Source organism: Christiangramia portivictoriae DSM 23547 (assembly GCF_000423045.1).
GTDB lineage: Bacteria > Bacteroidota > Bacteroidia > Flavobacteriales > Flavobacteriaceae > Christiangramia > Christiangramia portivictoriae.
The window spans coordinates 162269-187221 of the sequence record NZ_AUHF01000008.1; the positions used below are offsets into that span (position 1 = coordinate 162269).

Consider the following 24953-nt stretch of genomic DNA (forward strand, 5'->3'; position numbering starts at 1 on the left):
GGCTTTTAGTAGAATTTGATAAATTCCTTGCGGAGAAAGAGGCTCTATCACCTATCATATCATAGAATTTCCTAAAATGCCAAAAGCCCATATTTCATGGGGTCTATAAATTTACACTGTTATAAAGTTTTATAAAATATCTTTTGATGTCACTATTTTTGGGTGTAATATTGGGTGTCACTATACACTCCAATTATGATCCATATAAAACGAAACCTAATTTTTTCTCTTGAAAGGAGAAAGAGAGAAGGAATTCTTATTACAGAAAATGTTCCTATCCGACTTAGAGTTAATTTTGATGGTGATCGTTTAGATATCCAAACAGGCTACCGAATAGATTTAAAAAAATGGGATTCAGATAAGGAGCTAGTGAAAAATGGAGCATTCAATAAATTAGGTCAGAGCTCCTCCTCTATCAATTCTCGATTATTAGAATTGAAAGTTTCTATCCAGGATCTTTTCAGCGAATATGAGAGATTAGAAAAATTTCCCAATAAAGAAGATATACGAGAAGCTGTTAAGAAGATTAAATCTAAGGGTAAATCGGAAAGCAATCCAATATCTAAAAATTCATTTGAAGATGTATTTGATGAATTTGTTCGTCAGAATGGGAGGTTGAATAATTGGACTAATGCTACATTCACCAAGTTTTCAGCAGTAAAAAAACATCTTCTTGGGTTTAAACAAAATTTATCTTTCAAAGACTTGGATGAAGAAGGAATGAGTGACTATATCTACTATCTGCAGAAGGATAAAGAAATGAAGAATAGTACGGTCAAAAAGCAACTCGGTTTTCTTAAATGGTTTCTCAGATGGAGCTTTGAAAAAAATTTTCATAATAATGATTCTTTTAAAAGCTTTCGACCGAAGATTAAAGACTCAAGTAAGCCCGTAATTTTCTTAACTGAGGAGGAAAAAGCTAAAATTTTCAACTATAAAATTCCTTCAACAAAACTATATCTGGAAAAGACTAGGGATTTACTTAAATTCTTATGCTATACCGGCTTACGATATTCGGATGCCTACAATTTGAGAAGAAGCAATATCAAAGACAATCATATAGAAATAGTAACGGTTAAAACTTCTGATAGTTTGAATATAGAATTGAACAAGCACAGTAGCGCTATACTTGAGAAGTATCAAGATATTCCATTTAAAGATGACAAAGCGCTACCGGTCATATCAAATCAAAAACTAAATGAGTACATAAAAGAATTAGGAGCTTTGGCCGAAATTGACACTCCAGTTACTCTAACGCATTATTCAGGTAATAAAAGAATTGATGAAGTTATACCTAAACACGAGCTCTTAAGCACACATGTTGGTCGTAGATCTTTCATTTGCAGTGCATTGTCTATTGGGATACCAGTCCAGGTAGTAATGAAGTGGACAGGACACAGCGACTATAAAGCAATGAAGCCCTATATAGATATTGCAGATAAAACTAAGAAGAACGCTATGGAAAAATTTAATTTATTATGAGTAATTTGAGTGGTTTTTTAAAGGCTTTAAACTCTCTTGTTTATATTGTTAAAAAGATTGAAGTAAATAGTCAAGAAAGTCTAATAATAAATTTTTCTGATTTGAAAGATTGCTATGCAATGTCAAAATATAGCGCTAACTCCATAATCACCCTACTTGATGATGATTTTTTAAATAGAGATGAAAGAAAGATTGGAGAAATCAAGCAAAATATTTTAACTAAGATTGAACGTGTTCAATTCTTCCATGAAATGTTTATAGACCAATTAGTAAGTTTTGACACCTATGAGTGTGTGAGATCCAGTTTAAGAACCCATGAAAAAGCCTATGAAATCCTAAATCAAAAGGCGACCAGATGCAGACGTGAATTGCAGGATATAAGAGAATCCTTAGAAAGTCTATGTTATCAATATGAAGAGACTCACACAAAAATGAAAAGCCTTCGTTCAGAAGAAATTTTATTAAACAAGGAACTAAATGCTTTAAGAATTAGGGTAAACGATGCATACACGCTATATAAAAAAGAAGAGAAGAATAGAGTGATATATTGTGAGGTAGATTTTGGAAAAATCACTCGAGAATTGAATGAAGTTTACAAATATTTAGAAAAAAATTATTTATTAAATCATAAAGAAAAGCCTCAATATCAAAAGGATCCAATTTTCAAACCTGAAGTATTTGGTACATGTCACAGATTAATTAATACTTTTTGTGCTAAACCTTTAAGTGAAGAAGAACTAACGAAAATATTTCAGAAAAAAGACTCCATGTTCAACAAAATAAAGCTACGATCTTCAGTAAAAGAAAAATTTTATTTTACAATAAGACATTTTGCAGATTTTATAGAAGGCACTGAAGATGAGAAAACGATCTGGAGCGCTCATCTAATAAGTCAATTTGCAGATGTCTCACTAAGTTCCTTCGAGACCAAGGGAAACTTACTTCAAAATAATGAGAAGTATCGTAATGAAATTCAAAGTGAATTTTTGAAACTTAAAGAGATATATTTATAAAGTCATTGAGTATAATAAACAATCTAATGAGGTCATTTTGATAAAAAATGCGTTCTACAACAGCCTATAACATAAAACGACATAAATTAGCTTTATAAATATTTTAAATACCTGATTTTAAACTTTATAAGCTTAACAATTCAACTGATTTAGACAAAATTAGACGTCGAATTGTTTCTAGATTTACCCTTGTTCGAACATTAAAACCGATGTACACGGTTCATTATTAATTTTAAACAAGACATTATGAATTTAGAAGCAATTAAAGAGAAGGCTTTATTTCAGTTAACAGCAAAAGAATTTCTTTTTCTCCAAAAAAATGTTGAAAAAACAAACAGTGATCAGAAAGATTCTGAAGCTAAAATTACACCCACGAAATACGTTTACGGATTACGCGGCATTGCTAATCTAATAGGAGGAAGTATATCTAAAGCTAGTAGACTTAAAAAATCTGGTGTAATAAAAGATGCCATTATTCAGGATGGACGAAAAATAATCGTGGATTCTGAACTTGCCTTAGAACTTATCAAAAAATCAAAATAAAAAAAGGATCGTGCTCCAACACGATCCTTTTTAACATTAACCGTTAGTCAACGTTTTCGATCTATTACAAAAATAAGAATTCTGTTGACTAGAAATCTTATTAAAATGAAAAATAACAATTCAAGAAAAAAAACAAATAATACCGATAGAACTAGAAATGTTTTAGAATCTAAACTTATAAATGAATGGATTAAAATAGGAATGAGAATGCCAGATCCCAAACCTTTATATAGAACTATTTGGCATCAGGGAGAAGTAGGAATTTTATTCGCAAATACAGGGAAAGGAAAATCAGTCTTAGCTATGCAATTGGCAGATTCAATTTCAAGAGAAAGGACTGTTTCTGATGTATATATACCAGCTCAAAAGGTAGTTTATTGTGATTTCGAATTATCCACTAAGGCATTTCAAAGGAGATACTCTACTGCTGAAGATAGTTATAGTTTTAGTGATATGTGCATTAGAGCTGAAATAGACAGAAATCAAAGTCTAGAAGACAAGAATTTGACCTTTGAAGAATTAGTGATGAGTTCAGTAAAAGAAAACGTTAACCTACATCAAGCTGATGTTCTAATAATTGATAATATTACGTATCTATCTGCAACCAATGAGAAAAGTCATGAAGCCATGGCTTTGATGAAATTAATCCTAGACCTTGCAAGAGGCAGGAATATTTCAATTCTTTTGGTAGCCCATACCCCTAAGCGTGATATTTACAGTCCAATCCAACTCGAAGATCTAGCAGGCTCTAAAGCGCTATCTAATTTTGTAGATTTTTGCTTTTGTATTGGTGAGTCTACCCAGGGGGATAACGTTAGATATATAAAGCAACTGAAAAACAGAAATTACCCAATTGAGTATGGTGCAGAAAACGTAATCAACTGTGAATTAGTTAAGAAAGATTGTTTTCTACAGTTTAACTCTACAGGTTATGGTTCCGAGAAAGATCATCTCCAATCTCAGGATGATGATGAGAAAAAGCAGAAACTCGAAGAGCTAGTTCAGGCTGGAAAAACTAACAAAGTAATTGGGAATTTTTTTGATGTCGATGAAAGGACTATCAGAAGGTGGAGGAAAAAATGGCACATTTCTTAGAAAGCGCCGAATTTAAAACTTGTTTAAAATATTGATAATCATTTTTTAAATCGAGTTTAATCTGAAATCGGCTCGGCATTTTTCTTCTCAAGCAGTTAGGACACTGATGCCGAACTTGTAAAGACACTTATTGTCGAGCCGATAATTACCGACTTTACAATTTTAACCTATTGATTGACTGCTAGTTATGAGCCATAAAACTATTTTATCGGTTCGGCGTAACTGGACATTCTATAACTAATTATTAATGATAATGAAACATTTTAAAATAAAAAACCAAGACATAATATCATATCTATCTTCAATCGGTATCGAACCAAAGAAGATTGTAGGTAATAGCTATTGGTACTTATCACCCTTAACAAACGAGAAGACTCCCTCATTTAAGGTAGATCAAAAATTAAATTTATGGCATTGCTTTTCTTATGGAGATGGCGGCCCTATCTTAAAACTTGTCAGCTTACTTGAGAACTGTAATAAAGGAGAGGCTCTTGATAAATTGCAATCAAGGAATATATCATCTCATGATGATATTAGCCGAAAGGTTCAATATGAAACTAAATCAACAATCTTGAACATAGAGAGCTTGAAGAATCCTCTACTGATTAATTATTTAGCAAAAAGAAAGATTGAACCTTCCATTGCAAAGTTTTATTGCAAAGAAATAAAATATAAGGTCGTTACTTCTTGTGCTAAAAATAGTTTTTCTAAACTATACAATACGATTGGATTCAAAAATGACCTAGGAGGTTTCGAAACTCGAAATGAAGAGTTTAAAAGATGTTTCAACAAAAAAGGGATTACAACAATTACCAATGCATCTGAAACTCTTATCGTTTTTGAAGGTTTTATGGACTTTCTTTCCTATCAAACTTTGAAAATAAATATTCCAGATCCAGATGATGATTTTATCATTTTAAACAGCACTACCCTAGTCGATAAAATCAAGCCTAAATTTAAAAACTACCGTACAATTAAGCTTTTCCTGGATAATGATAATGCAGGAAATAAAGCAACAAATTTCGTCATTGATAATGCTAATATTGAAGTGATGGATTGCAGAATTCATTACAGAAATTTTAATGATCTAAACGAGTATTTAATTGCTATAAGCAATGAGAGCCTTTAGGCTCTGTTGCAAGTTGTGAGCTCAACTACCTTTCAGGTACCTGAGCTCTAACTTGCTATTCGCAGTAATAACTGCTCATAGATATCAACAATAAACCTTAAAAATGATCAAAAAAAATAATAAAGTAAAAGTATTTTTCTATTTAAAACCTGAAGACAAAAAATTTCTATTTGAACAGGCAGAATTGCTTCAAATAAATGCTTCCATTTATGTGCGATACTGCGTTCTAGAAAAGTTGGGACTTAAGGAAAAAATGGAAATGAAACCTATTGATTTAAGTTTGAACAAATACACCTCAAATCTTTCGAAAATCGGCAACAATTTAAATCAAATTGCTAGGAAGTTGAATTCCGATGTTAAACTCAGAATTATAGACGAGCGGACCCTGGAAGATGAAATTGAAGAATTAAAAAAACATCTTAGTGAGATAATAGAAAAATTACAATCATGAAAGAAGAAATAGAAAAGTTTGAAGATTCAGATTTGATAGAAAAGCCTTCGGAAATTGAAAAGCAAGAAAGGCATGTAACAAAACTAATGCAAACATTAGTTGATGATATGGAATCTCTTAAAGAACAAAAGGAAGAATTAAAAACACTCTTAGAAACTCAAGCTCAGGCCTATAAAATAATTTGCGAATCTAATGGTACAAGTTATACGAACTTATTAGAATATTTGAAAAGTTTAAAAGCTGAATATATTGATGAATTTAAAAACAATAAGGCTGAACAAAATCAAAATTCTAGAGTTGAATATATCTTATTTGGAAAGGACACTCCTTTTTCATCTAAATTATTGCTAGGGCTTATAACATTAATTTTATTCAGCTTTCTGCTGTTTGAATATGGAACACCTTTATTGATTGAAAAGAGTGAGTTGAAAAACCAAAGAGATAATTACAAACTATATTATGATTATAGTCTTTTAAAGGCTTTTGAGGACTCTGATAAGAATCCTGAGAAGATCATATCAATCTTTTCAAGTTTAAAAGCTAGAGACACTGTAATGATCAAATACATTGACTCAATGACCTTGGTTTTACAAAAAAGATTAAGAAAAAAAGAACTTGAATCAGAACTCAAAACCCTTGATTGATGATCGCAAAACTTCAGACAATTTCCTACACAGCCAACGCTCTTGCTTATTGTGAAAGAGGTGGTGAATTATTATACTCTAACGAATGCTTTGGAAATTCAAATCAAATCTTTAAGCAGATGCAGTATCAGCAAAGATTAAATGACCGCTGCAAAAAAAAATCATTTCATATAAAAATTCGGTCAGCTCCTTCTGATAAAGGAAAATTATCAAACCAGGATTGGATTGATATATCTAAAAAATATGCAGATAAAATTGGCTTTTCAAAAAATCAATATGCCGTTTATTTTCATGAAAAAAACCACGTCCATATAGTTTGTAATAGAATAATCGATAATAAGGCTGTCCACAATAAATTTACTCATATTAAAAGTTTAGATTTTTGCAGGACGATCGAGGAAGAATATAAACTTCAGAAAATTGATCGGAAACTTGAAAAATTTAAAAATAACGAGGAATTCATTTCTAATAATTCCAGGAGTAATAATCTAAAAGAACTTATTTTTAAGGCAATCGATATTTCAGATTCATTAGATGATGTGATCCATGAATTGGAAAATCAAGGAATCAAAACCAGTATTGGTAGAGGAATATCATTTACAGATAAAAAAGGTGCTTATTTTAAGGGTTCAGCAATAGATCGAAAACTGTCATTACCAGGTATTAAGAACTTGTTATCATACAAAGAACAAGAAAAGAGATTTAACAGAGGTCTTTCACGCTAATTCAATAATATAAATTATTGTAAAGCATTAGTTAATAGTCTAGGGTGTTTGTAAAAATCTAAAAAAAGGCCTGGACTTTATTAATCCAGGCCTATTAAATTTATTAAAAGAATACTTTATCAATTCTATAAGTTAAATTTAATACCCTGAGCTAAAGGTAAATCAGTACCATAATTTACAGTGCAGGTTTGCCTCCTCATGTAGGATTTCCAGGCATCAGAACCACTTTCTCTTCCTCCACCTGTTTCTTTTTCACCACCAAATGCTCCTCCGATTTCGGCTCCAGATGTTCCTATATTAATATTGGCGATCCCACAATCTGAACCCTCAAAAGAAAGAAATTCTTCAACTTCTCGTAGATTCAAACTAAACAGTGCAGAAGACAACCCTTGAGGAACATTATTATTTAATTTAATAGCCTCTTCTATTGATTTATACTTAACAATATATACTATTGGGGCAAAGGTTTCTGTTTTCATAATCTCCAGATTTAGATCTGCTTCTATAATCGTAGGAGCTACGTAACATTGTGAACAGTTATCTCCAACTAAAACCATTTTTCCACCCGAAATTATCTTTGCCCCTTGTTTTTTAGCTAATTCAATAGTTAAATAGTAATTATTCACCGCATCTTCATCTATTAATGGCCCCATATGATTCTCTTCATTCAATGGATCGCCAATTTCTATTTGTTCAAATGCATTTTTTAATTGTCTTAGAAATTTATTGTAAATATTTTCGTGCACTATTAATCGTCGTGTAGAAGTACAACGTTGACCTGCTGTACCTATAGCCCCAAAAACCAATGCTGGCAATGCTTTTTCAATATCTGCATGTTCGGAAAGTATTATTGCGTTATTCCCTCCAAGTTCGAGAATAGATTTACCTAATCTTTTTCCTACTCGCTGAGCAACATCTCTTCCCATAGCAGTACTACCTGTGGCTGAAATCAAGGAAATACGACTATCCTCAGCCATTTTCTTTCCTATTTCTAAATCTCCCATTATTAAAGAAGAAATACCCTCCGGTAAATTATTACTTTTTAAAACCCTGGAAAAAATCTCCTGACAAGCAATCGAGGAAAACGGTGTTTTTTCTGAAGGTTTCCATATACAAACATTTCCGCAAACTAATGCAATAGCTGTATTCCAGGCCCAAACCGCTACAGGAAAATTAAATGCCGAAATAACACCTACAATTCCTAAGGGATGCCATTGTTCAAATAACCGGTGAGCAGGTCTTTCAGATTGTATTTGAAGACCATATAATTGTCGTGACAAACCCGTTGCGAATTCGCAGATATCGATCATTTCCTGAACCTCGCCATACCCTTCCTGCAGAGATTTACCCATTTCATAACTAATCAAAGTTCCTAAGGCCTCCTTTTCTTTTCTTAACTCCTCACCAAATTGTCTTACAATATTTCCGCGTCCTGGCGCTGGTATTTTTCTCCATTCTAGGAATGCATGCTCAGCTGTATTTATTACATTTTCATATCCTTCACTGGAAAGAAAACTTATTTCACCTATCTGCCTGTTATCTACTGGAGAAATTATTCTTCTACCTTTAGTTTCTTCACAATACCTATTTTCCAATCCTGTACTGTAACTATAAAAAGGACTTTCAATTTTTAGTTTATTCAATATTTCTATGGGTGATTTTCTCATTATTTCAACTGTTGTGATTCATAGGTAGATTCAAAAATTTTATCTGCATTTCCGGTTTCAAAACCATCACGACGGTGATCCTTCTTTATTTTGGATAGGGGTAAATCGGAAAATTCCGGCAATACCAGTCGTTGAGCAAATTCAACATAACTGCCTGGTATTTCGATAACTTCTGAACCTAGAAAATTAGCTCTCACTTTACCGGCTACCGAACTGCTTTGCTTTAAAAGTCCATCTCGACTTTCCTTTATTTCTCCTCCTGAATTATTTAATTTTATTTCTATGGATTTTAAAAAGTCATTAAATTTTTCAAGTCGGTTATAGTCTTCAGGTAGATCATGGATACTTATAGTAAAATGATTTAAATAATAGCGATTATAAATTACCCAAGCTGCATATTCACTTTCTTCAAGTAGGCTTTGATAATCATCCAGCGTTGGTAATTCCCATAATGCGGAAGTAAAAAAGTCAGAAACCTCGCTTACATTTTTAAAATCTATGTTATCCACTGGGTCTGAATTTATATTTTTAGTGTATTTCTGGATAATTTTCTGGGCATTCTGACTTAAATCTGAAACCCTTAACTCACTGATAAAGATCCGTGGATATTTATTTTCTGGATGCGAATACCAAAAAGCGTTTAATTTTTTCTCGGGAAAAAAATAATAGTCTCGTTTTTCATAGCCATAATGAAGGAAAATTTTTTCAAGTGAAGTTATTCCTAGGTACGGTAACCCCAGTGTACGGAAGGCTATATGGTCATTAATTATATCTTCTTCCTTGGAAATCATTCCTTTTTCAAGCATTCCATTTATTATTCTATATACGTCTGGAACCCTTTCTTTATATGGAATTATTAAAGAGTTTAATAATTCATTCAAATCATTTTCTGTACTGAATTTCATAATTCTCTAATTATTTTAAAAAGTGAATTCGACCTAGATAGGTCGAATTCACTAATGGCTAACTCAAATTTCTTTTTAATTAATTTCAGTATTGGTCTGTATCTCTGATAATGGTACAGGCAGATATGAATGTTGCTGCGCGTCAAAATCAACTCTACCGGCAGCATTCATTGCCGCATCAAGCATTCCCCATCTTCTTAGGTCAAAAAATCTAGTACTTTCGAGTGTTAGTTCCATCACTCTTTCATGTACAATTTGTTCAAATACAGCCTCTTTGGAATTTAAAGTAACGGCAGGAACATTTCCATGCGCTTCTCTCACTTGATTGATTAATTCCGCAGCCTTTTCAGTATTTCCGGTTTCATTCAAAGCTTCTGCATGCATCAATAGCACATCGGCATATCTAAGTAGAGTTACATTAAGGCCTATATATCCATTTCCTTCTACAGGTTCCGGCAGCCATTTTCTGAAAAATGCCACATCATCTTTCGCATCGGGATCACCGTAGGTAGATTCAATTAAATCATTCCAGGTACTCCCTTCCATCCTTCTGGCAGATTCGTCATTGAAATATGGATCATCAAAGTAAAGGGTTGCATATAATCTATTGTCATAAAGACCGTTCTCTGCAATCATTCCCTCTTCTTTCATTTCGGCTACTAAGCGATCATCAGCTAAAATACCGCCCCATCCCCCTATGGCCCAATCGGCTACAAACGAATGTAAACGTGTCGCATTCCAGGAAGTCGCATCACCACTTTTAAACTGCAATTCAAATATAGATTCCTTATTATTCTCGTTTTCACCATTAAACAAGCTCTTGAAGTCATCAACTAAAGCATACTGCCCGCTTTCAATAACTTTAGAAAAGGCTTCAGCTGCATTCTGATAGTCATCCCCGGTACTAGAAGAAGCATCTCCTGCTTTGTACATATATGCTTTTCCTAAATACCCTAGGGCAGCACCTTTATTTGCACGACCATAGTTCTGAGGCTGTATTTCAAAACTCAACTTATCTGCCGCTGTTTTAAAATCCTGCAAAACAAAATCCCATACTTCAGTTCTCGTTGCCAAAGCTTTATCTAAAGTACTTGGAGTTACGATATCATCCCTTATGATAACTTGTTCAAATAAAGTGAGTAACTTGAAATGATAATATCCCCTAAGGAAATAGGCTTCTCCTAAAATTTGTTCCTTTTCACTATCGGAGATTTGATCTTCGGTCATTTCAGAAACATTTTTTATAACCTGATTCGAAAAGTTAATTCCTTTATAATTGGTACTCCAAAGTACATCCAGGAAAATATGTCCATTAGTATAATTGAAATTATAAATCGACATCCAGTGCGAATAATTCGTAGCATCAGGGCCAGGTAAAACATAATCTGAACGAAAATATTCCACCACAGAACGACCTTCTTGCCAGCCATCCCAGAAATTACTTCTGGCTTCTAATTCTGAATAAGCTGCCGTTAAACCAGATCTTGCATCTTCGGCATTACGCCAAAAATTTTCCGAAGTAAGCTGATCCGGGGGTTGCTTATCTAGATATTCATCATCAGAACATCCTATAGTCAGTAAAATACTTAATAGAAAAACGGATTTTATTATATATTTTTTCATTTTAATACTTCTTTAGAAACTAAGTTGAACTCCAGTTATTAGTGATTTATATTTTGGGTAAAGGTTTACATCGATCCCTCTGGAAAGTACACTTCCACCAACTTCTGGATCAAGGCCTGAATAATTCGTTACCGTAAAGAGGTTCTGACCTGTTATAAATATTCTTGCACGATCTACAAATGTCTTTTTGATCACATCTGGAGAAAAAGTATATCCTAGTTGTAAAGTTCTCAACCTTAGGTAATCTCCATCCTCTAGAAATCTAGTGGAAGCACGGTTATTGCGATTTGGATCATTTAAAACTGCTCGAGGCACCTCTGTATTAGTATTAGCCGGTGTCCATGCATCAAGGGCAGCTGTTCGATAATTTCTTCCGGTATCCAAACTTAAAAGCCTGAAATCATTTCCATTATAAATTTTATTTCCTCCTACACCCTGGAAGAATATGGTAAGATCAAAATTCTTGTATTCTCCAGTCAGGTTTAGACTATATTCATACTTTGGTATTGCGGTTCCTGCATATACTTCATCATCTTCATTTATCACCCCATCACCATTTTGATCTTTAAACCTTATATCGCCGGGCTCTGCGTTGGGTTGAATAAGATTTCCATTCACACTATGAGACTGTACTTCTTGCTCATTCTGGAAAATTCCATCTGCAACAGGGAGAAAAAAGGCTCCCGGTTCATAGCCAATCTTTGTCTGATTTACAAAATGGTCAGATCCGAATAATAAACCGATACCATACAATACCTGGTCTTCATTACTTAATTTAGTGACTTCACTATTAATAGTCGTAAAAGTTCCTCCGACAGAATATTTAAAATCATTATCCCTGTTGCGATAATTAGCTTCAAATTCAAATCCTTTATTTTCGAATGCGCCAACATTTACAATAGGATTGTTAATTCCTGCAGAAGGGGACACTTCTCTTGTTATTAATAAATCTTCGGTTTTACTATTATAATAGTTTATTGAACCTTGGAGTTTATTATCAAATATTCCAAAATCCAATCCGAAGTTAGCGGAAGTATTGGTTTCCCATTGTAAATCATCATTTTGGAGGTCGCGCGCTATACTACCTAAATATGAGTTCTGCGGATTACCATAAACGTAGCCCCCATCATTTTGACTTTTACCTTGTGATATCAATGCAACATAATCATAATAACCTAAGGCACTATCATTTCCCGCCTGTCCCCAACTATATCGAAATTTTAGAAAATTGAGCACTTCCTGATTTTCCATGAAGTTTTCTTCGGTAATTTTCCACCCTAAAGCAAAAGAGGGAAAAACACCATACTGGTTATTTTTTCCAAATTTGGAACTCCCATCACGTCTTAAACTAGCCTGAACGAGGTATTTCTCATCAAAAGCATAATTTATTCTTCCAAACTGGGAAACTAAAGCATATTCAGCGTTCGTTCCACTAGCTGAATAGGTGCCATCGCTAAACGCATCCAGCGTATCGAAATCGGGATCTAATATAGTAGCTGGCACCTTATTCCCGTCATCATCGATCTTATAACCCTCAGCCTGAGCATAGGTACTTTTAAATGGTTCCCTAATTCTTTGGTATCCTGCCAATAGTCCCACACTATGTTTACTTAAATCAAAGTTATACCTTAGTGTATATTCTTCATTTAATCTTCTGAATTCTGAATGGTATTCAGATAAAAAAGAAAATTCACGTTCAGCAATATCTTGCACATCTCTTACTCGAAATGGCTGGTGAAAATTGTATGTATAATTTTGGCGGTCAGCAAGGCTAAAACCTGCTCCAATATGGAAATTCTCAAATGCTTCAAAATCAAAATTTACATTACCAAAAAAATATTTCTGTTTAGTATAGGATTCTAAAAAATGATCTTCTCCTACTGGATTTCTGTGATCTGGAAGATCCCCTGATCTATATCCAAATCCTGATTCACGGTCTTCATCTAAAACCGGTATTAAAGGCGAAATAAAATAGGTCTCCCTGATAGAAAATTTATGTTCTTCCCTATAGGTTTCACTATAATTTAAATTCGTGGAAACATTTAATTTCCCTTTTTCTAAATTAATCTGAGAATTAACACCTTTCTTAGTGAATCCGGAACCAATTAATAAGCCCGTTTCCTCAGCGTAATTACCTCCAACACTATAATTTATATTTTTACTACCGCCACTAATTCTAATATTATGATTAGAAAGATATCCTGTCCTGTGGGTTTCATCAATCCAGTCTGTATCATATGTGGATGGATTTACCACATATTGTGGAAGTTCTGCGCCTGCATTCTCATACATTTGACGGTGAACGGCAATATATTCTTGAGCATTTAATAGCTCCATTTCTTCCCTAGGTGTATTTATACTTAAAGAAGATTCAATATCAATTCTAGGTTTTCCTTCCTCTCCTTTTTTGGTCGTAATGATTACAACCCCATTTGCTGCCCTGGTTCCATAAATTGCCCCAGAGGCTGCATCTTTAAGAATTTCGATACTTTCAATATTGTTGGTATTGATAAAATAAGGATCGGCCTGAACTCCGTCCACAATATAAAGAGGCTCATTGTTTCCGAAAGTTCCAATTCCACGAATCGAAATCTCAGGTGCAGATCCCGGACTTCCGGTTGAATTTGTAACTGTAACTCCCGAAACTCTACCTTGTAAAGCATCAAGTGGATTTGTAGTTATAACTTTATTAAGTTCTTCACTTTTAACTGAGCTAATCGCTCCAGTTACATCACTCCTTTTTTGAGTACCATACCCTACGACAACTACTTCATTTAGACTTTCAAGGTCATCTTCTAAAGTAACGTCAATTATTTGCTGATTCCCTACTTCAATAGTTTTCGTTTTAAATCCTATATATTGAAAGCTTAATTCTTCACCTTGGGAAACCTCAATGGAATATTTTCCATCAAAATCGGTTTGAGTTCCTCTATTTGTTCCCTTCACAGAAATATTTACTGATAGTAAAGGCATTCCTTTGGAATCTGTAACTGTTCCTGTTATTGTTGATTGTTCCGAAATCGTTTGCGTACCCGTATCATAAAAAATTTCTTTTTCTTTTAATAGAATTACATGTTCTTCTGTGAACTCATAGGTATAATCTACTAAGGATAGACAGCGATTTAATAAATCTTCTGCTGAAATAATACCAGCATTCAATCTAAGACTAGGCGCTTCATTGAAAAGGTTACTTGGGTAAATAAAAGTGTAATCTGTCTGCTCTTTAATTAGTTGAAAAGCATCTTCGACACTAATATTGGCAGACTTATCAATTTTTATTTTAGCATTCTGGGAAAACAGCTTATCAGAGTTAAATCCAAAGCTGCTAATGCAAAAGAATAAGATAAAGACTCTCATAATAAAGATTAATATTCCCTTCGGCAAAGGCAATAGTTTACCATTCAATTTAGTTTTCATAAATTTGTAGTTAGTTAATTACTTAATTAATTGGAATGAGGGTTTAGATTGTCCAGATATAAACCCCATTCCTTTTCATTCTTGGTATTGCATTACTTTGATTTTATTTCCATTTAATTCAAATCGTGCTCGTTTAGTATTTTCAATAATGTTCAGGATACTTTCAAGATTTTGGTCTTTCCTGAACCTGCCATTAAACTTCATTTCTTCTAATTCCTTTTCCTGAAAATCTGCACTTATATCATACCACCTTGATAAAACCGCAAAAATTCCTTTTAAAGATTCATCTTTAAATAAAAACATTCCGTCCTTCCAGGCTATATAATCATACACATCTACTTCCTTTATACCTTCTAAAGAATGGTCTTCAATAATCGATTGCTGGCCAGGGTTTAATGTGACAGTATTTTTACCATATAAAAGATTTACTTCCCCTTCAACCAACGTAGTCACAACTTTACCTTCATTATAATTCTCAATATTAAAGGAAGTACCTATTACCTCGATATTCTGATTCAAGTTTTTAACAACGAATTTCTTACCATTATTTTCTAGAGCTGGTGTGACCTGAAAATAGGCTTCACCATATACCAAAATTACTTCCCGCTTATCGCTTTGTTCAAAACTGGTAGGAAATTCAAGTTTGGATTTTGCATTTAATGTAACTTTAGTACCGTCACTCAATTCAACAGTAAATTGCTTTCCTGTAGGAACATTAATGGTATTAGTGCCATGGGCTTCCTGGGTTTTATTGATTTTAAGTTGATCTTTATTCGCCTGGTAATACTTGCCTGAAACAAAGGAATCTTTATTTCCAAAAGTTATTGAGTTCCCGTTCTGATCTTTAAAAATTATATCGTCTGATTTTTTTTCCTTCTTCTGAATTTCCACTACCTGATTTTCCTGGTCAAACGGACTACTCAGAAAAAAATAAAGTGGAAAACTCAACAAGCCAATAACCAGGATCGCTGCAACAGTATATTTCCAATAAGGAGTATTGCTTTTTACAATTTTGGATTCAAGCTTTTTCCAAGCAAAAGAAGTATTTACCTTAATCGCGGTATTTTTATGATTATAGTTGTTTAGTTTAAAATAATACTGACGATGCTCCTCTGAAGAAGAATACCAATCCTGAAATTGTTTTTCTTCCTCTGGAGTTAATCCCCTTTTAATTCTTTTTATTAATAAACTATACTCCATTATAAATTAGGTATGATGCCCCCTTTATATTAGAGACAAATTATTTTATGATTTGGGTGACAATTTTTAGATTTTTTTCTAAATCAGTTAAAAAAACAGAATATAGAAACGACTATGAGAGCTGATTCAATTTTAAATTTAGCACGTTTTAACTGGGTTTTTACGGTATTTACGGAGATCCCCATTTCTTCCGAAATTTCATTATAACTTAAGCCATACATTACTTTTAGCTTTAAGATTTCCTGCATTTTCGTTGGTAAATTTTCCAGGATCCCTTCAGCCTTCTTAACTAGTTCCAACATTTCTTTCTCATTAAAAACCTCTATTTGAAGTTCTTCTGTTAGGGATATTGAGATATCTATAAAATAATCTGAATCGGAGACCTTAATTTTTTTTAGATGATTTAAACTACGGTTCCTTACCATAGTAAATAAATACGCCTGAAGGGACTTTTCAATATTCAGGTTAGAGATATTTTCCCATAAGTAAATAAAGGATTCCTGAACCAAGTCTTCACTGGCCACCTGATCGAGTGTGAATTTATAAGAGTAAGATACTAAACGAGCATAGAAAGCCTCAAAAACTTTTTGAAAAGCTTTCCTATCCTTTTTCTTTAATCTCTCCAGAATAAGATTTAATTCCACTCGTTAGTAAGGTTTAAACAAAACAAGATATTTTAACCGAGCTACACAATATTTTGAATTGAAGTTTTAACATTTTGTTAATCTTATTTCATTTAAACACTGATTTATCAAATCTTGAAAAATTTTAAGCTATTTATTTGGCATTTACTAATTTTTTGTAATTTGCATGCGTCCACACATTCTCATTTTTCAAAACAAGATTTTATTTCCATTTAATTCATTTCTATTTAAGTAACCTTTTCTGAGTTTTTCAGATTAAAGCTTTTATAAAAATGAATAGATATCTATTGCTATGCTTTTACCTCTTTATTAGCACTTTTTTTATGGTTGCTCAAAAAAACCATAATCGTTCGGCTAAAAAAGAAATTTATAACTTATTAGACTACAGAGGAACCCCAGATTCTCCAGAAGATAAATCTTTTCTCATCTTCTCAGATAAAGGTTCGTGGTTTGGATTTTCTACACCTAGTGCTATTAATCAAGATGGCTTTTCAGGTCCTTTTATCATGTCACAGAATAATGGTACTTGGTTAAGTCCTTCATTAGTTAATATTCGTATAAAAAGTTTAATGGAAGCCAACCAGAAAACTTTAATTAGAAACTCATACGAAGGAAGACTTTCTGGATTAAATTTTAAGAAAGAAACTAAAAACTGGCAGATATCACATTCGATGTTTTTTGTTTCAGCAAAAACTGCTGTATTTAAATTTCAAATTAAAAATTTTGATGATAAACCAATTTCTATCCAGCCCGTTATAGAAGGGAAGATATTTGAAGCCGGTTTTAGTCTAGAACAAGAAAAAAAGCTAATTAAAGTAAAAAGTAAAACCAATAATTTTTACGGATTGCTTAACCTACCCACAGAAGTTAAGCTGTCTTCTATTGTTATTTCTGACACATCTTACTCTGCCGATCTAAATCCAATTGAAGTTGCCTCGGGAGCAACCCACGAATTCATTTATTCTTTCTCATTTGCGACTGAATTTGATAAAAATGAACTTGACTTAATAAATACTATCCAAGGCCATTTTTACCAGGAACACAAAAAAATCCAACAAGAAAAGCTTGCCTTAATAGGATCCATCCAAAACCTAATGCAAGATCAATGGAAGGATTCTACTTATTACCAATTAGCACAAAAATCCTTGCTTACCCTTCAAAACAATTGGCGAGCAGCCTCTGGCGGATTAAAATATGATGGATTTTTTCCTAGTTATCATTATAAATGGTTTTATGGCTTTTGGGCTTGGGATAGCTGGAAGCATGCAGTGGCGGTAGCCTATTACGATCCAGATCTAGCCAAATCTCAAGTGCTGGCAATGTATGATTACCAAACCGAAAACGGTTTTATACCAGATTGTGTATACCGTGATAATGTAATTGAAGAAAACAATTACCGTAACACTAAACCTCCACTTTCTGCCTGGGCCGCTTGGACCATTTTCAAACAGGATGGCGATAGAGATTTCATTAAAAAAATTTACCCGAAAATTAAAAAACAACATGAATGGTGGTATCTGTATCGTGATCATGATAAGGATGGAATTTGCGAATATGGATCTACAGATGGAACTTTAATCGCAGCAAAATGGGAGAGTGGTATGGACAATGCGGTGCGATTTGACGATACCAAACTATTGCCAAACTCCAAAAATGCCTTCTCTATGGATCAGGAAAGTGTGGACCTAAACTCTTTCTTGTATGCGGAAAAGCTTTATTTAAAGAAACTGGCAAAAATCCTGAAAATTAAAAAGGATGAAGACCTTTTTGAAAAACAGGCGGATATCTTAAGAGAACAAATTAACCACCAATTCTATAACGAGGAGGATGGCTGGTACTATGATACGTCCCTGGATGGTAATTCATTTATTAAAATAAAGGGTAGCGAAGGATGGATTCCACTTTGGGCAGGCATTGCTTCTAAATCTAAAGCCAATAATCTTTTGAAAATAATGATGGATAGCACACAATTCAATACATCCGTTCCTTTACAAACCTTGAATGCCAGTTCAGAAAAATTCGAGCCGGATGGAGGATATTGGCGCGGACCAACCTGGATAGATCAATCGTATTTCGGAATAAAAGGATTAAAAAAATATGGCTATGAGAGTGAAGCGAATGAATTGACCAGAAAATTAATACACAATGCTGAAGGGGTAACCAAAAATGGAAAGGCTATTCGCGAAAACTATAATCCAATATCCGGCAAAGGCCTTGAGGCCTACAATTTTAGCTGGTCTGCGGCACATTATTTACTTCTACTTTTAAATGAATAATTATGAATAATCTGAAGCTGGACTTTGACCAGGATACCATCAACGAAATTGCAAGAAAGCTTTATAATAAAACTGGAGTTGTGAAATCACTTCCAGGGGAGCTAGACCTTAATTTTTTATTTAAGACAGATTCTAGGGATTATATTCTCAAAATAGCTTCAACAGAAAAATGTGAAATCGAATTCCTGAATTTTCAGAATAATATTCTCAATCATTTAGAAGGTGGTGATCCTACCCTTTTGTTACCCGAAATAATTCTAGGCATCGATGGTAAACAAATAAATGAACTGAAAATCGAAGGAAACAATTACTATGTAAGGTTATTGACCTGGCTTCCCGGTGAACTTTGGAGTGATGTTAAAGTACATACCCCGGGACTCTTGAAGGATCTTGGAAAAAAAGCCGGTTATCTTACAGGCCTTTTAAATAATTTTGAAGATCCATTTCCAATAAAGAGAAAATTCGACTGGGATGTTTCACAAACTTCCTGGACTAAACCGCATCAAAACCTTTTTAAATCACAAAAGAAAATTTATATAGATCACTTTTACAAGGGCTTTAAATCTATTGAATCTCAATTAGCCAATTGTCGTAAAAGTATAGTACATAATGATATTAATGATAACAATATTATAATCCAACCCAACAACGAAAAGGTAATTGGTTTTATAGATTTTGGAGACGCTACTTATACTGCGACTATTAATGATCTTGCAATTTGTGTGACATATGCCATAATGCAAAAAGAGCAGCTGCTTGAAGCCGCTTTAGAAGTAATAAAAGGCTACCACACTTCCTTCCCCTTACAAGAAAATGAGTTAGAATTGCTTTACTGGCTGGTAGGTGCAAGATTGGTCATTAGCCTTACTAAATCTGAAATTAACGCTAAATCTGAACCTGAAAACAAATATCACCAGGTAAGTACTGCAGCTGCTTGGGAATTAATTGAAAATTGGTACCAAATAAAACCCTATCTGGCAGGTGAACTATTTAAAGACGCATGTGGCTATAGGACGAGTAAAAAATATTTACGATTTCAAAAATTCTGTAATTCAACAAATTTGGACCTTTCAGATCTTTTTGAGACTAAAAGAAGTACTTCATTTAAGTACTTGAATATAGATATTTCAACAGATTCAATTAGCAGTCTCCAAGATGCAAAGGATAAAAGAAAAATAGCTAAAAGACTTAAGGAGCACTGGAAAGAAAATGCTGAGAATATAATTTATGGAGGTTATAATGAGGTTCGACTTGAATTGATAAGAGAGGAAAATCGAGTTAAAACCTTAAGAGGTGACTTTTGGTCTAATTTATTACTAGGGGTGCAATTTTGGCACTTTAGAAAATTCAACGTGTGTGCAATAATTCCTGGGAAAATTGTAGAGCTGAATGAAACCAGGAAAATTTGCATAATAGAACATTCCTTTGGTAAGAATGGTAAATTTTATACCATTTACCGGAATCTTATGTTTGAACCTTCCTTAGTTACTCATGGGGAAATTGAGAAGGGAGATATTATTGGAAAGCATAAATCCAAAGAGAAAGAGGCATTTATACTTCAGCTAAGTCTTCATCATCCTAACGAAGTACATCCGATTACACATTGTTTAGACCGGGACAAAAGAGTATTTAATCAAATTTTTCCTGATCCCATGTTATTATTTGAAGAACATAATATACCGGAAAATGGGTTAAACTCGGAAACGCTGATTTCAGAACGTAAAACCTATTTAGGCAAAAGCCTTAGTCTAAGTTATGAAGAACCCTTAAAGATTGTTAGAGGAGATGGAGCCTATCTTATAGATGATAAGGGGCGCAAATATTTGGATATGGTTAATAATGTGGCTCATGTAGGGCACGAGCATCCAGAAATTGTAAAAGCGGGAAAAAAGCAAATGGAAATGCTCAATACTAATTCCCGTTATCTTCATGAGAATATTGTCACTTTTGCGAAAAAGCTTTTAGAAACTTTTCCCAAACAACTTTCGGTAGTTCATTTCGTAAATTCAGGGAGTGAAGCCAATGAGCTGGCCATTAGAATGGCAAAATCTTATACTGCCCAAAAAGATTTTATTGCTGTAGAAGTCGGGTATCATGGAAATACTAATGCCTGTATAGATATTAGCTCATATAAATTTGATGGCAAAGGAGGAAAAGGCGCACCTGAACATACCCAAATAGTTCCATTACCTGATTCATTCAGAGGAAAATACCGTGGGGAGCATACTGGTTCGCAATATGCTGCCCATATTAAAGAAGCTATTGAAAACATCCATGAAAAAAATAGAAAACCCGCAGCATTTATTTGTGAAAGTATCATTAGCTGTGGAGGGCAGATAGAGTTACCGAAAGGTTTTCTAAAATTAGGTTATAAATACACCCGTGATGCTGGAGGTGTATGTATTGCAGATGAAGTACAGGTAGGTTGCGGCAGATTAGGCACACATTTTTGGGGCTTTCAAGAACATAACGTAGTACCCGATATTGTAACCATAGGAAAGCCATTGGGCAACGGCCACCCCCTGGCAGCCGTGGTTTGTACCGCGGAAATCGCTAATGCATTTGCCAATGGAATGGAATATTTTAACACGTTTGGAGGGAATCCCGTTTCATGTGCAATAGGAAAAAAAGTACTTGAGGTAATTGAAAACGAGAACCTACAGCAAAATGCAAGCGAAATGGGAAGTTATCTGAAAGCACAACTGAAAGTACTTCAAAAACAATTCCCAATTATCGGTGATGTTAGGGGTAAAGGATTATTTCTTGGCTTTGAACTTAATGACAAGAAAAAGAATCCCCTACCCCATGCTGCCGACTCACTGGTCAACAGAATGAAGGAAAGAGGAGTATTAATGAGCACAGATGGACCAGATAATAATGTACTGAAATTGAAACCTCCTATAATAATAAACCGAGATCAGATAGACTACTTTCTCCATCATCTTAGTATCGTACTTCAAACAAGTAATTTAAATGCTTCTTAAATTTAATATACCTCCATTAATGAAAAATCAATTATATTTCTTTTTATCCATATTATTAATAGGAACAAACCTATTCGCTCAGGGTAAAAAACCATACGAAGATCATACAGTTTTTCAAATTAACAAACTTGATCCAAGAGCCGACTTTTTCGCCTTCGAAACCGAAGATTTAGCCAAAAAAAATGAAAAGGAACTTTCTAATAGATTTATTTCTCTGAACGGTGAATGGGATTTTAAGTGGGTAAAATCCTTAAATGACCGTCCTGAAAATTATTATAATCCTGAAGTTAATTCAGAAGGATGGGGTAAGATAAAGGTACCGGGGAATTGGGAAACTCAAGGTTACGGACATCCTATTTACCTGGACGAACGATATCCCTTTGATGAAACCTGGCCAGATATTCCTTACGAATATAATCCCGTTGGCACTTATCGAAAAACCATTGAAATTTCAGAAGATTTTATTGAAAACAATAGAGTTATCCTACATTTTGCCGCTGCAAAAGCCATTGAATTGTATTTGAATGGTGAATTCGTGGGGTATTCTGAAGGTTCAAAAACCCCTGCAGAATTTGATGTCACCCATTTTGTGAAAAATGGCAGAAACCTGCTTGCCTTGCAAATGGTTCGGTGGAGTGACGCCAGTTATTTGGAAAGTCAGGATATGCTTAGGATGAGCGGCATAGAACGGGAAGTTTACCTTTATAATACTCCTAAAGTCCATGTTCAGGATTTTGGAATTAAAGCAAATCTGGCAAACAATTTTGAGGATGGTGCTTTTGAGGGCAGCTTTTTCATCAAAAATTCTTCGAAAAAAAACCAAAAAGCAAAACTTTGGATAAAACTCAAAGATCCAAAAGGAGAAATTGTTTATTCAGCTTCGGAAGAAATCCTTGTTAGAAAAAATGATTCTGTAGAGAGAATTTTTTCAGAAGAAATTGAAAATATAGAAAAATGGTCGGCTGAAATTCCAAACCTATATACATTGGAAATTAGATTGCAACCAAACAAAAATGTTTCTCCTTCCTTTATATTAAAAAAGATTGGATTTCGATCCGTGGAAATAAAAGAAAACCAATTATTGGTAAACGGAAAGGCTATTTACATTAAAGGCGTGGACCGTCACGAAACCGATCCCTTCACCGGGCATGTGGTAAGCCGTGAAAGTATGGAAAAGGATATTCGCTTGATGAAACAAAATAACATTAATGCTGTACGGAGCAGCCACTACCCCAACGATCCTTATTGGTATGATCTTACCGATAAATACGGACTCTATGTAATAGATGAAGCCAATATAGAAAGTCATCCGCTGGCGATTGATGAAAAAACACAAATAGGAAACGAGGAAAATTGGATCCCAGCACATTTGGAGAGGACAAAAAGAATGTTCTACAGAGATAGGAACCATCCTTCTATTATCATCTGGTCATTGGGCAACGAGGCTGGCCACGGAAAGGTATTTGAGACAACCTATAAATGGTTGAAAGATCACGATTCCAGACCTGTTCAATATGAACCAGCAAAAACAGCGGATTATACTGACATCTACTGCCCAATGTATCCTTCACCGGAGCATTTGGAAGACTACGCTAAAAACAATCCTCAAAAACCGGCAATAATGATAGAATATGCCCATGCGATGGGAAATTCTGTAGGGAATTTACAGGATTACTGGGACCTCATTGAGAATTATGAAGTTCTACAGGGAGGATTTATCTGGGATTGGGTAGATCAAGCCCTGGAATATAAATATCCTGAAGGTAAACCTTATTTGGCGTACGGTTATGATTATCATCCCGATTTACCTACAGATGGAAATTTTTTAAATAACGGTTTAGTTGATCCTTATCGTAATCCACACCCTCATTTATCTGAAGTAAAAAAGGTTTACCAGCCGGTTGAATTTAAATTTGATAAAGCTTCTACTACAATAAAGGTTTTTAATAAAAATTTCTTTAAAACATTAAATGATGAAAAAATTACATGGAAACTTCTTGAAAATGGAAAAAGTATAGATTCAGGAAAGATTTCTATAAATAACCTTAAGCCTAGAACAAAGCAGGATTTTCAAATAAAATTCGATAAAACCTCTTCAAAAATTGAACTTATATTACAGGTATTCCTAAAAACAAGTTCAGACGAAGAACTATTACCGGCAAATCACCTATTGGCTTTTGAGGAATTTGTAATATCAGCATTTAAAGGATCAGGTTTCAAACTTGTAAACAACGATGGAGTAAATATTATTTCCCAATCAGACAACTTTATAATTAAAGGAAAAAATTTCCAACTGAATTTGGATAAAGTTTCCGGGGAAATCAAGGAATGGAAATATAATAATCAATTGATTACCAATGAGCCCATACAATTAAATTTTTGGCGTGCCCCAACAGATAATGACCTAGGAAACGGAATGGATAAATGGGCTAAAATATGGAAAACGGCTACGTATAATTACACTTCAAAACTAATTAAACAACCAGTGCTTAACGATAAAAGAGTTGCTTTTGAGGTGGCTTATGCGCTTCCTGAAAATATTGCGAAGGTAAATGTAGCTTACGAAGTAAATTCAGATGGTGATCTTAAAATCAACTATAAATTTGAACCGCTCAAAAAAGAGTTACCAAATATTCCAAGAATTGGAATGTATATGATTTTACCAAACGATTTTAAAGATTTAAGTTGGTATGGAAAAGGACCAGAAGAATCTTATTGGGATCGCAAAACGGGTCAACAAACCGGTATTTATTCAGGTAGAATTGAAGATCAATTTCATAGGTACCTAAGACCTCAGGAAACCGGAAACAAAACCGATGTTAGATGGATAAGGCTGGAATCTGAGAACCTTTCTCTTTCAGTATATGCGACGAACTCTTTATTAAATTCAAGTATATGGCCATTTAAAATGGCAGAAATTGATTTAGAAGAAAATGAAAAAGCCGCATCTGCTTCCGGACTAGTACCTGTAACTAAAAAACATGGAGCTGATATAAAATTGGGGGAAACTTTACAATGGAATATAGATTATTTGCAAATGGGTGTGGGAGGTGATACTTCCTGGGGGAGACTAGTTCATCCGGAGTATACTATTAAGCCGAATCCCTATTCATATAGTTTTATTATTCAACCAAACCTGAAATAATAAAAATACT

Annotated in this window: 17 protein-coding genes; 11 read left to right on the top strand and 6 right to left on the bottom strand. The window is 33.9% G+C overall.

Translation table 11 applies throughout. The features are described from left to right. The first annotated feature begins 195 nt into the window (after positions 1-195). The 8 genes from G529_RS0107375 to G529_RS0107410 all read left to right on the top strand — a co-directional run bounded on the left by G529_RS0107375 (position 196) and on the right by G529_RS0107410 (position 7082). Positions 196-1482, top strand: a complete 1287-nt coding sequence (locus tag G529_RS0107375; protein ID WP_472272797.1) for a site-specific integrase — start codon at positions 196-198, stop codon at positions 1480-1482. Further along, positions 1479-2495, top strand: coding sequence for a hypothetical protein (locus G529_RS0107380; protein WP_026914927.1), 1017 nt, complete (start codon positions 1479-1481; stop codon positions 2493-2495). Before G529_RS0107375 ends, G529_RS0107380 begins: the two co-directional genes overlap by 4 nt. Positions 2496-2741: 246 nt before the next feature. Beyond that, the gene (locus G529_RS0107385) at positions 2742-3038 is read left to right on the top strand and encodes a DUF3853 family protein (RefSeq protein WP_026914928.1); all 297 of its coding nucleotides are present in this window, start codon (positions 2742-2744) and stop codon (positions 3036-3038) included. Between the two features lie 105 nt (positions 3039-3143). Then, positions 3144-4133, top strand: coding sequence for an AAA family ATPase (locus tag G529_RS0107390; protein WP_051201381.1), 990 nt, complete (start codon positions 3144-3146; stop codon positions 4131-4133). Positions 4134-4386: 253 nt separating this feature from the next. Continuing rightward, on the top strand, positions 4387-5262 hold the full coding sequence (locus G529_RS0107395) for a toprim domain-containing protein (RefSeq protein WP_026914930.1): 876 nt from the start codon (positions 4387-4389) through the stop codon (positions 5260-5262). 103 nt (positions 5263-5365) lie between these two features. Further along, a complete protein-coding gene (gene mobC, locus G529_RS0107400) occupies positions 5366-5713 on the top strand; it encodes a plasmid mobilization relaxosome protein MobC (protein WP_026914931.1) in 348 nt (115 codons plus the stop codon). Then, complete coding sequence (locus tag G529_RS0107405; protein WP_026914932.1) at positions 5710-6357, top strand: hypothetical protein; 648 nt, start codon at positions 5710-5712, stop codon at positions 6355-6357. Before mobC ends, G529_RS0107405 begins: the two co-directional genes overlap by 4 nt. Beyond that, positions 6357-7082 carry a relaxase/mobilization nuclease domain-containing protein gene (locus G529_RS0107410; protein WP_026914933.1) on the top strand — a complete coding sequence of 242 codons (726 nt, stop codon included), beginning with the start codon at positions 6357-6359 and terminating at the stop codon, positions 7080-7082. The genes G529_RS0107405 and G529_RS0107410 overlap by 1 nt, the downstream gene beginning before the upstream one ends. A 125-nt stretch (positions 7083-7207) precedes the next feature. Here the strand turns inward: G529_RS0107410 and amaB are convergent, their stop codons facing one another. From amaB to G529_RS0107440, 6 genes are all read right to left on the bottom strand, one after another. Continuing rightward, the gene (amaB, locus tag G529_RS0107415) at positions 7208-8749 is read right to left on the bottom strand and encodes an L-piperidine-6-carboxylate dehydrogenase (RefSeq protein WP_026914934.1); all 1542 of its coding nucleotides are present in this window, start codon (positions 8747-8749) and stop codon (positions 7208-7210) included. Then, on the bottom strand, positions 8749-9654 hold the full coding sequence (locus tag G529_RS0107420) for a DUF1338 domain-containing protein (RefSeq protein WP_026914935.1): 906 nt from the start codon (positions 9652-9654) through the stop codon (positions 8749-8751). Before G529_RS0107420 ends, amaB begins: the two co-directional genes overlap by 1 nt. A gap of 75 nt (positions 9655-9729) precedes the next feature. Then, positions 9730-11277, bottom strand: a complete 1548-nt coding sequence (locus tag G529_RS0107425) for a RagB/SusD family nutrient uptake outer membrane protein (protein ID WP_026914936.1) — start codon at positions 11275-11277, stop codon at positions 9730-9732. Between the two features lie 12 nt (positions 11278-11289). Further along, positions 11290-14694 (bottom strand): SusC/RagA family TonB-linked outer membrane protein, encoded by a 3405-nt coding sequence (locus tag G529_RS0107430; RefSeq protein ID WP_051201382.1) that lies wholly within the window; start codon positions 14692-14694, stop codon positions 11290-11292. Positions 14695-14769: 75 nt separating this feature from the next. After that, on the bottom strand, positions 14770-15894 hold the full coding sequence (locus G529_RS16150; protein ID WP_051201383.1) for a FecR family protein: 1125 nt from the start codon (positions 15892-15894) through the stop codon (positions 14770-14772). A gap of 83 nt (positions 15895-15977) precedes the next feature. After that, positions 15978-16538, bottom strand: coding sequence for an RNA polymerase sigma factor (locus tag G529_RS0107440; RefSeq protein ID WP_026914938.1), 561 nt, complete (start codon positions 16536-16538; stop codon positions 15978-15980). A 272-nt stretch (positions 16539-16810) separates the two neighbouring features. Between G529_RS0107440 and G529_RS0107445 the strand changes: the two genes are divergently transcribed. The 3 genes from G529_RS0107445 to lacZ are packed head-to-tail and all read left to right on the top strand — an operon-like array spanning position 16811 to position 24943. Then, positions 16811-18814: an MGH1-like glycoside hydrolase domain-containing protein gene (locus G529_RS0107445; protein ID WP_084509760.1), complete on the top strand. Its 2004-nt coding sequence runs from the start codon at positions 16811-16813 to the stop codon at positions 18812-18814. A gap of 2 nt (positions 18815-18816) precedes the next feature. Next, positions 18817-21798: an aminotransferase class III-fold pyridoxal phosphate-dependent enzyme gene (locus tag G529_RS15620; protein ID WP_051201384.1), complete on the top strand. Its 2982-nt coding sequence runs from the start codon at positions 18817-18819 to the stop codon at positions 21796-21798. Between the two features lie 19 nt (positions 21799-21817). Continuing rightward, entirely contained in the window at positions 21818-24943 is a 3126-nt protein-coding gene (gene lacZ / locus G529_RS0107455) for a beta-galactosidase, LacZ type (RefSeq protein ID WP_035695812.1), read from the top strand. Positions 24944-24953 lie beyond the last annotated feature (10 nt).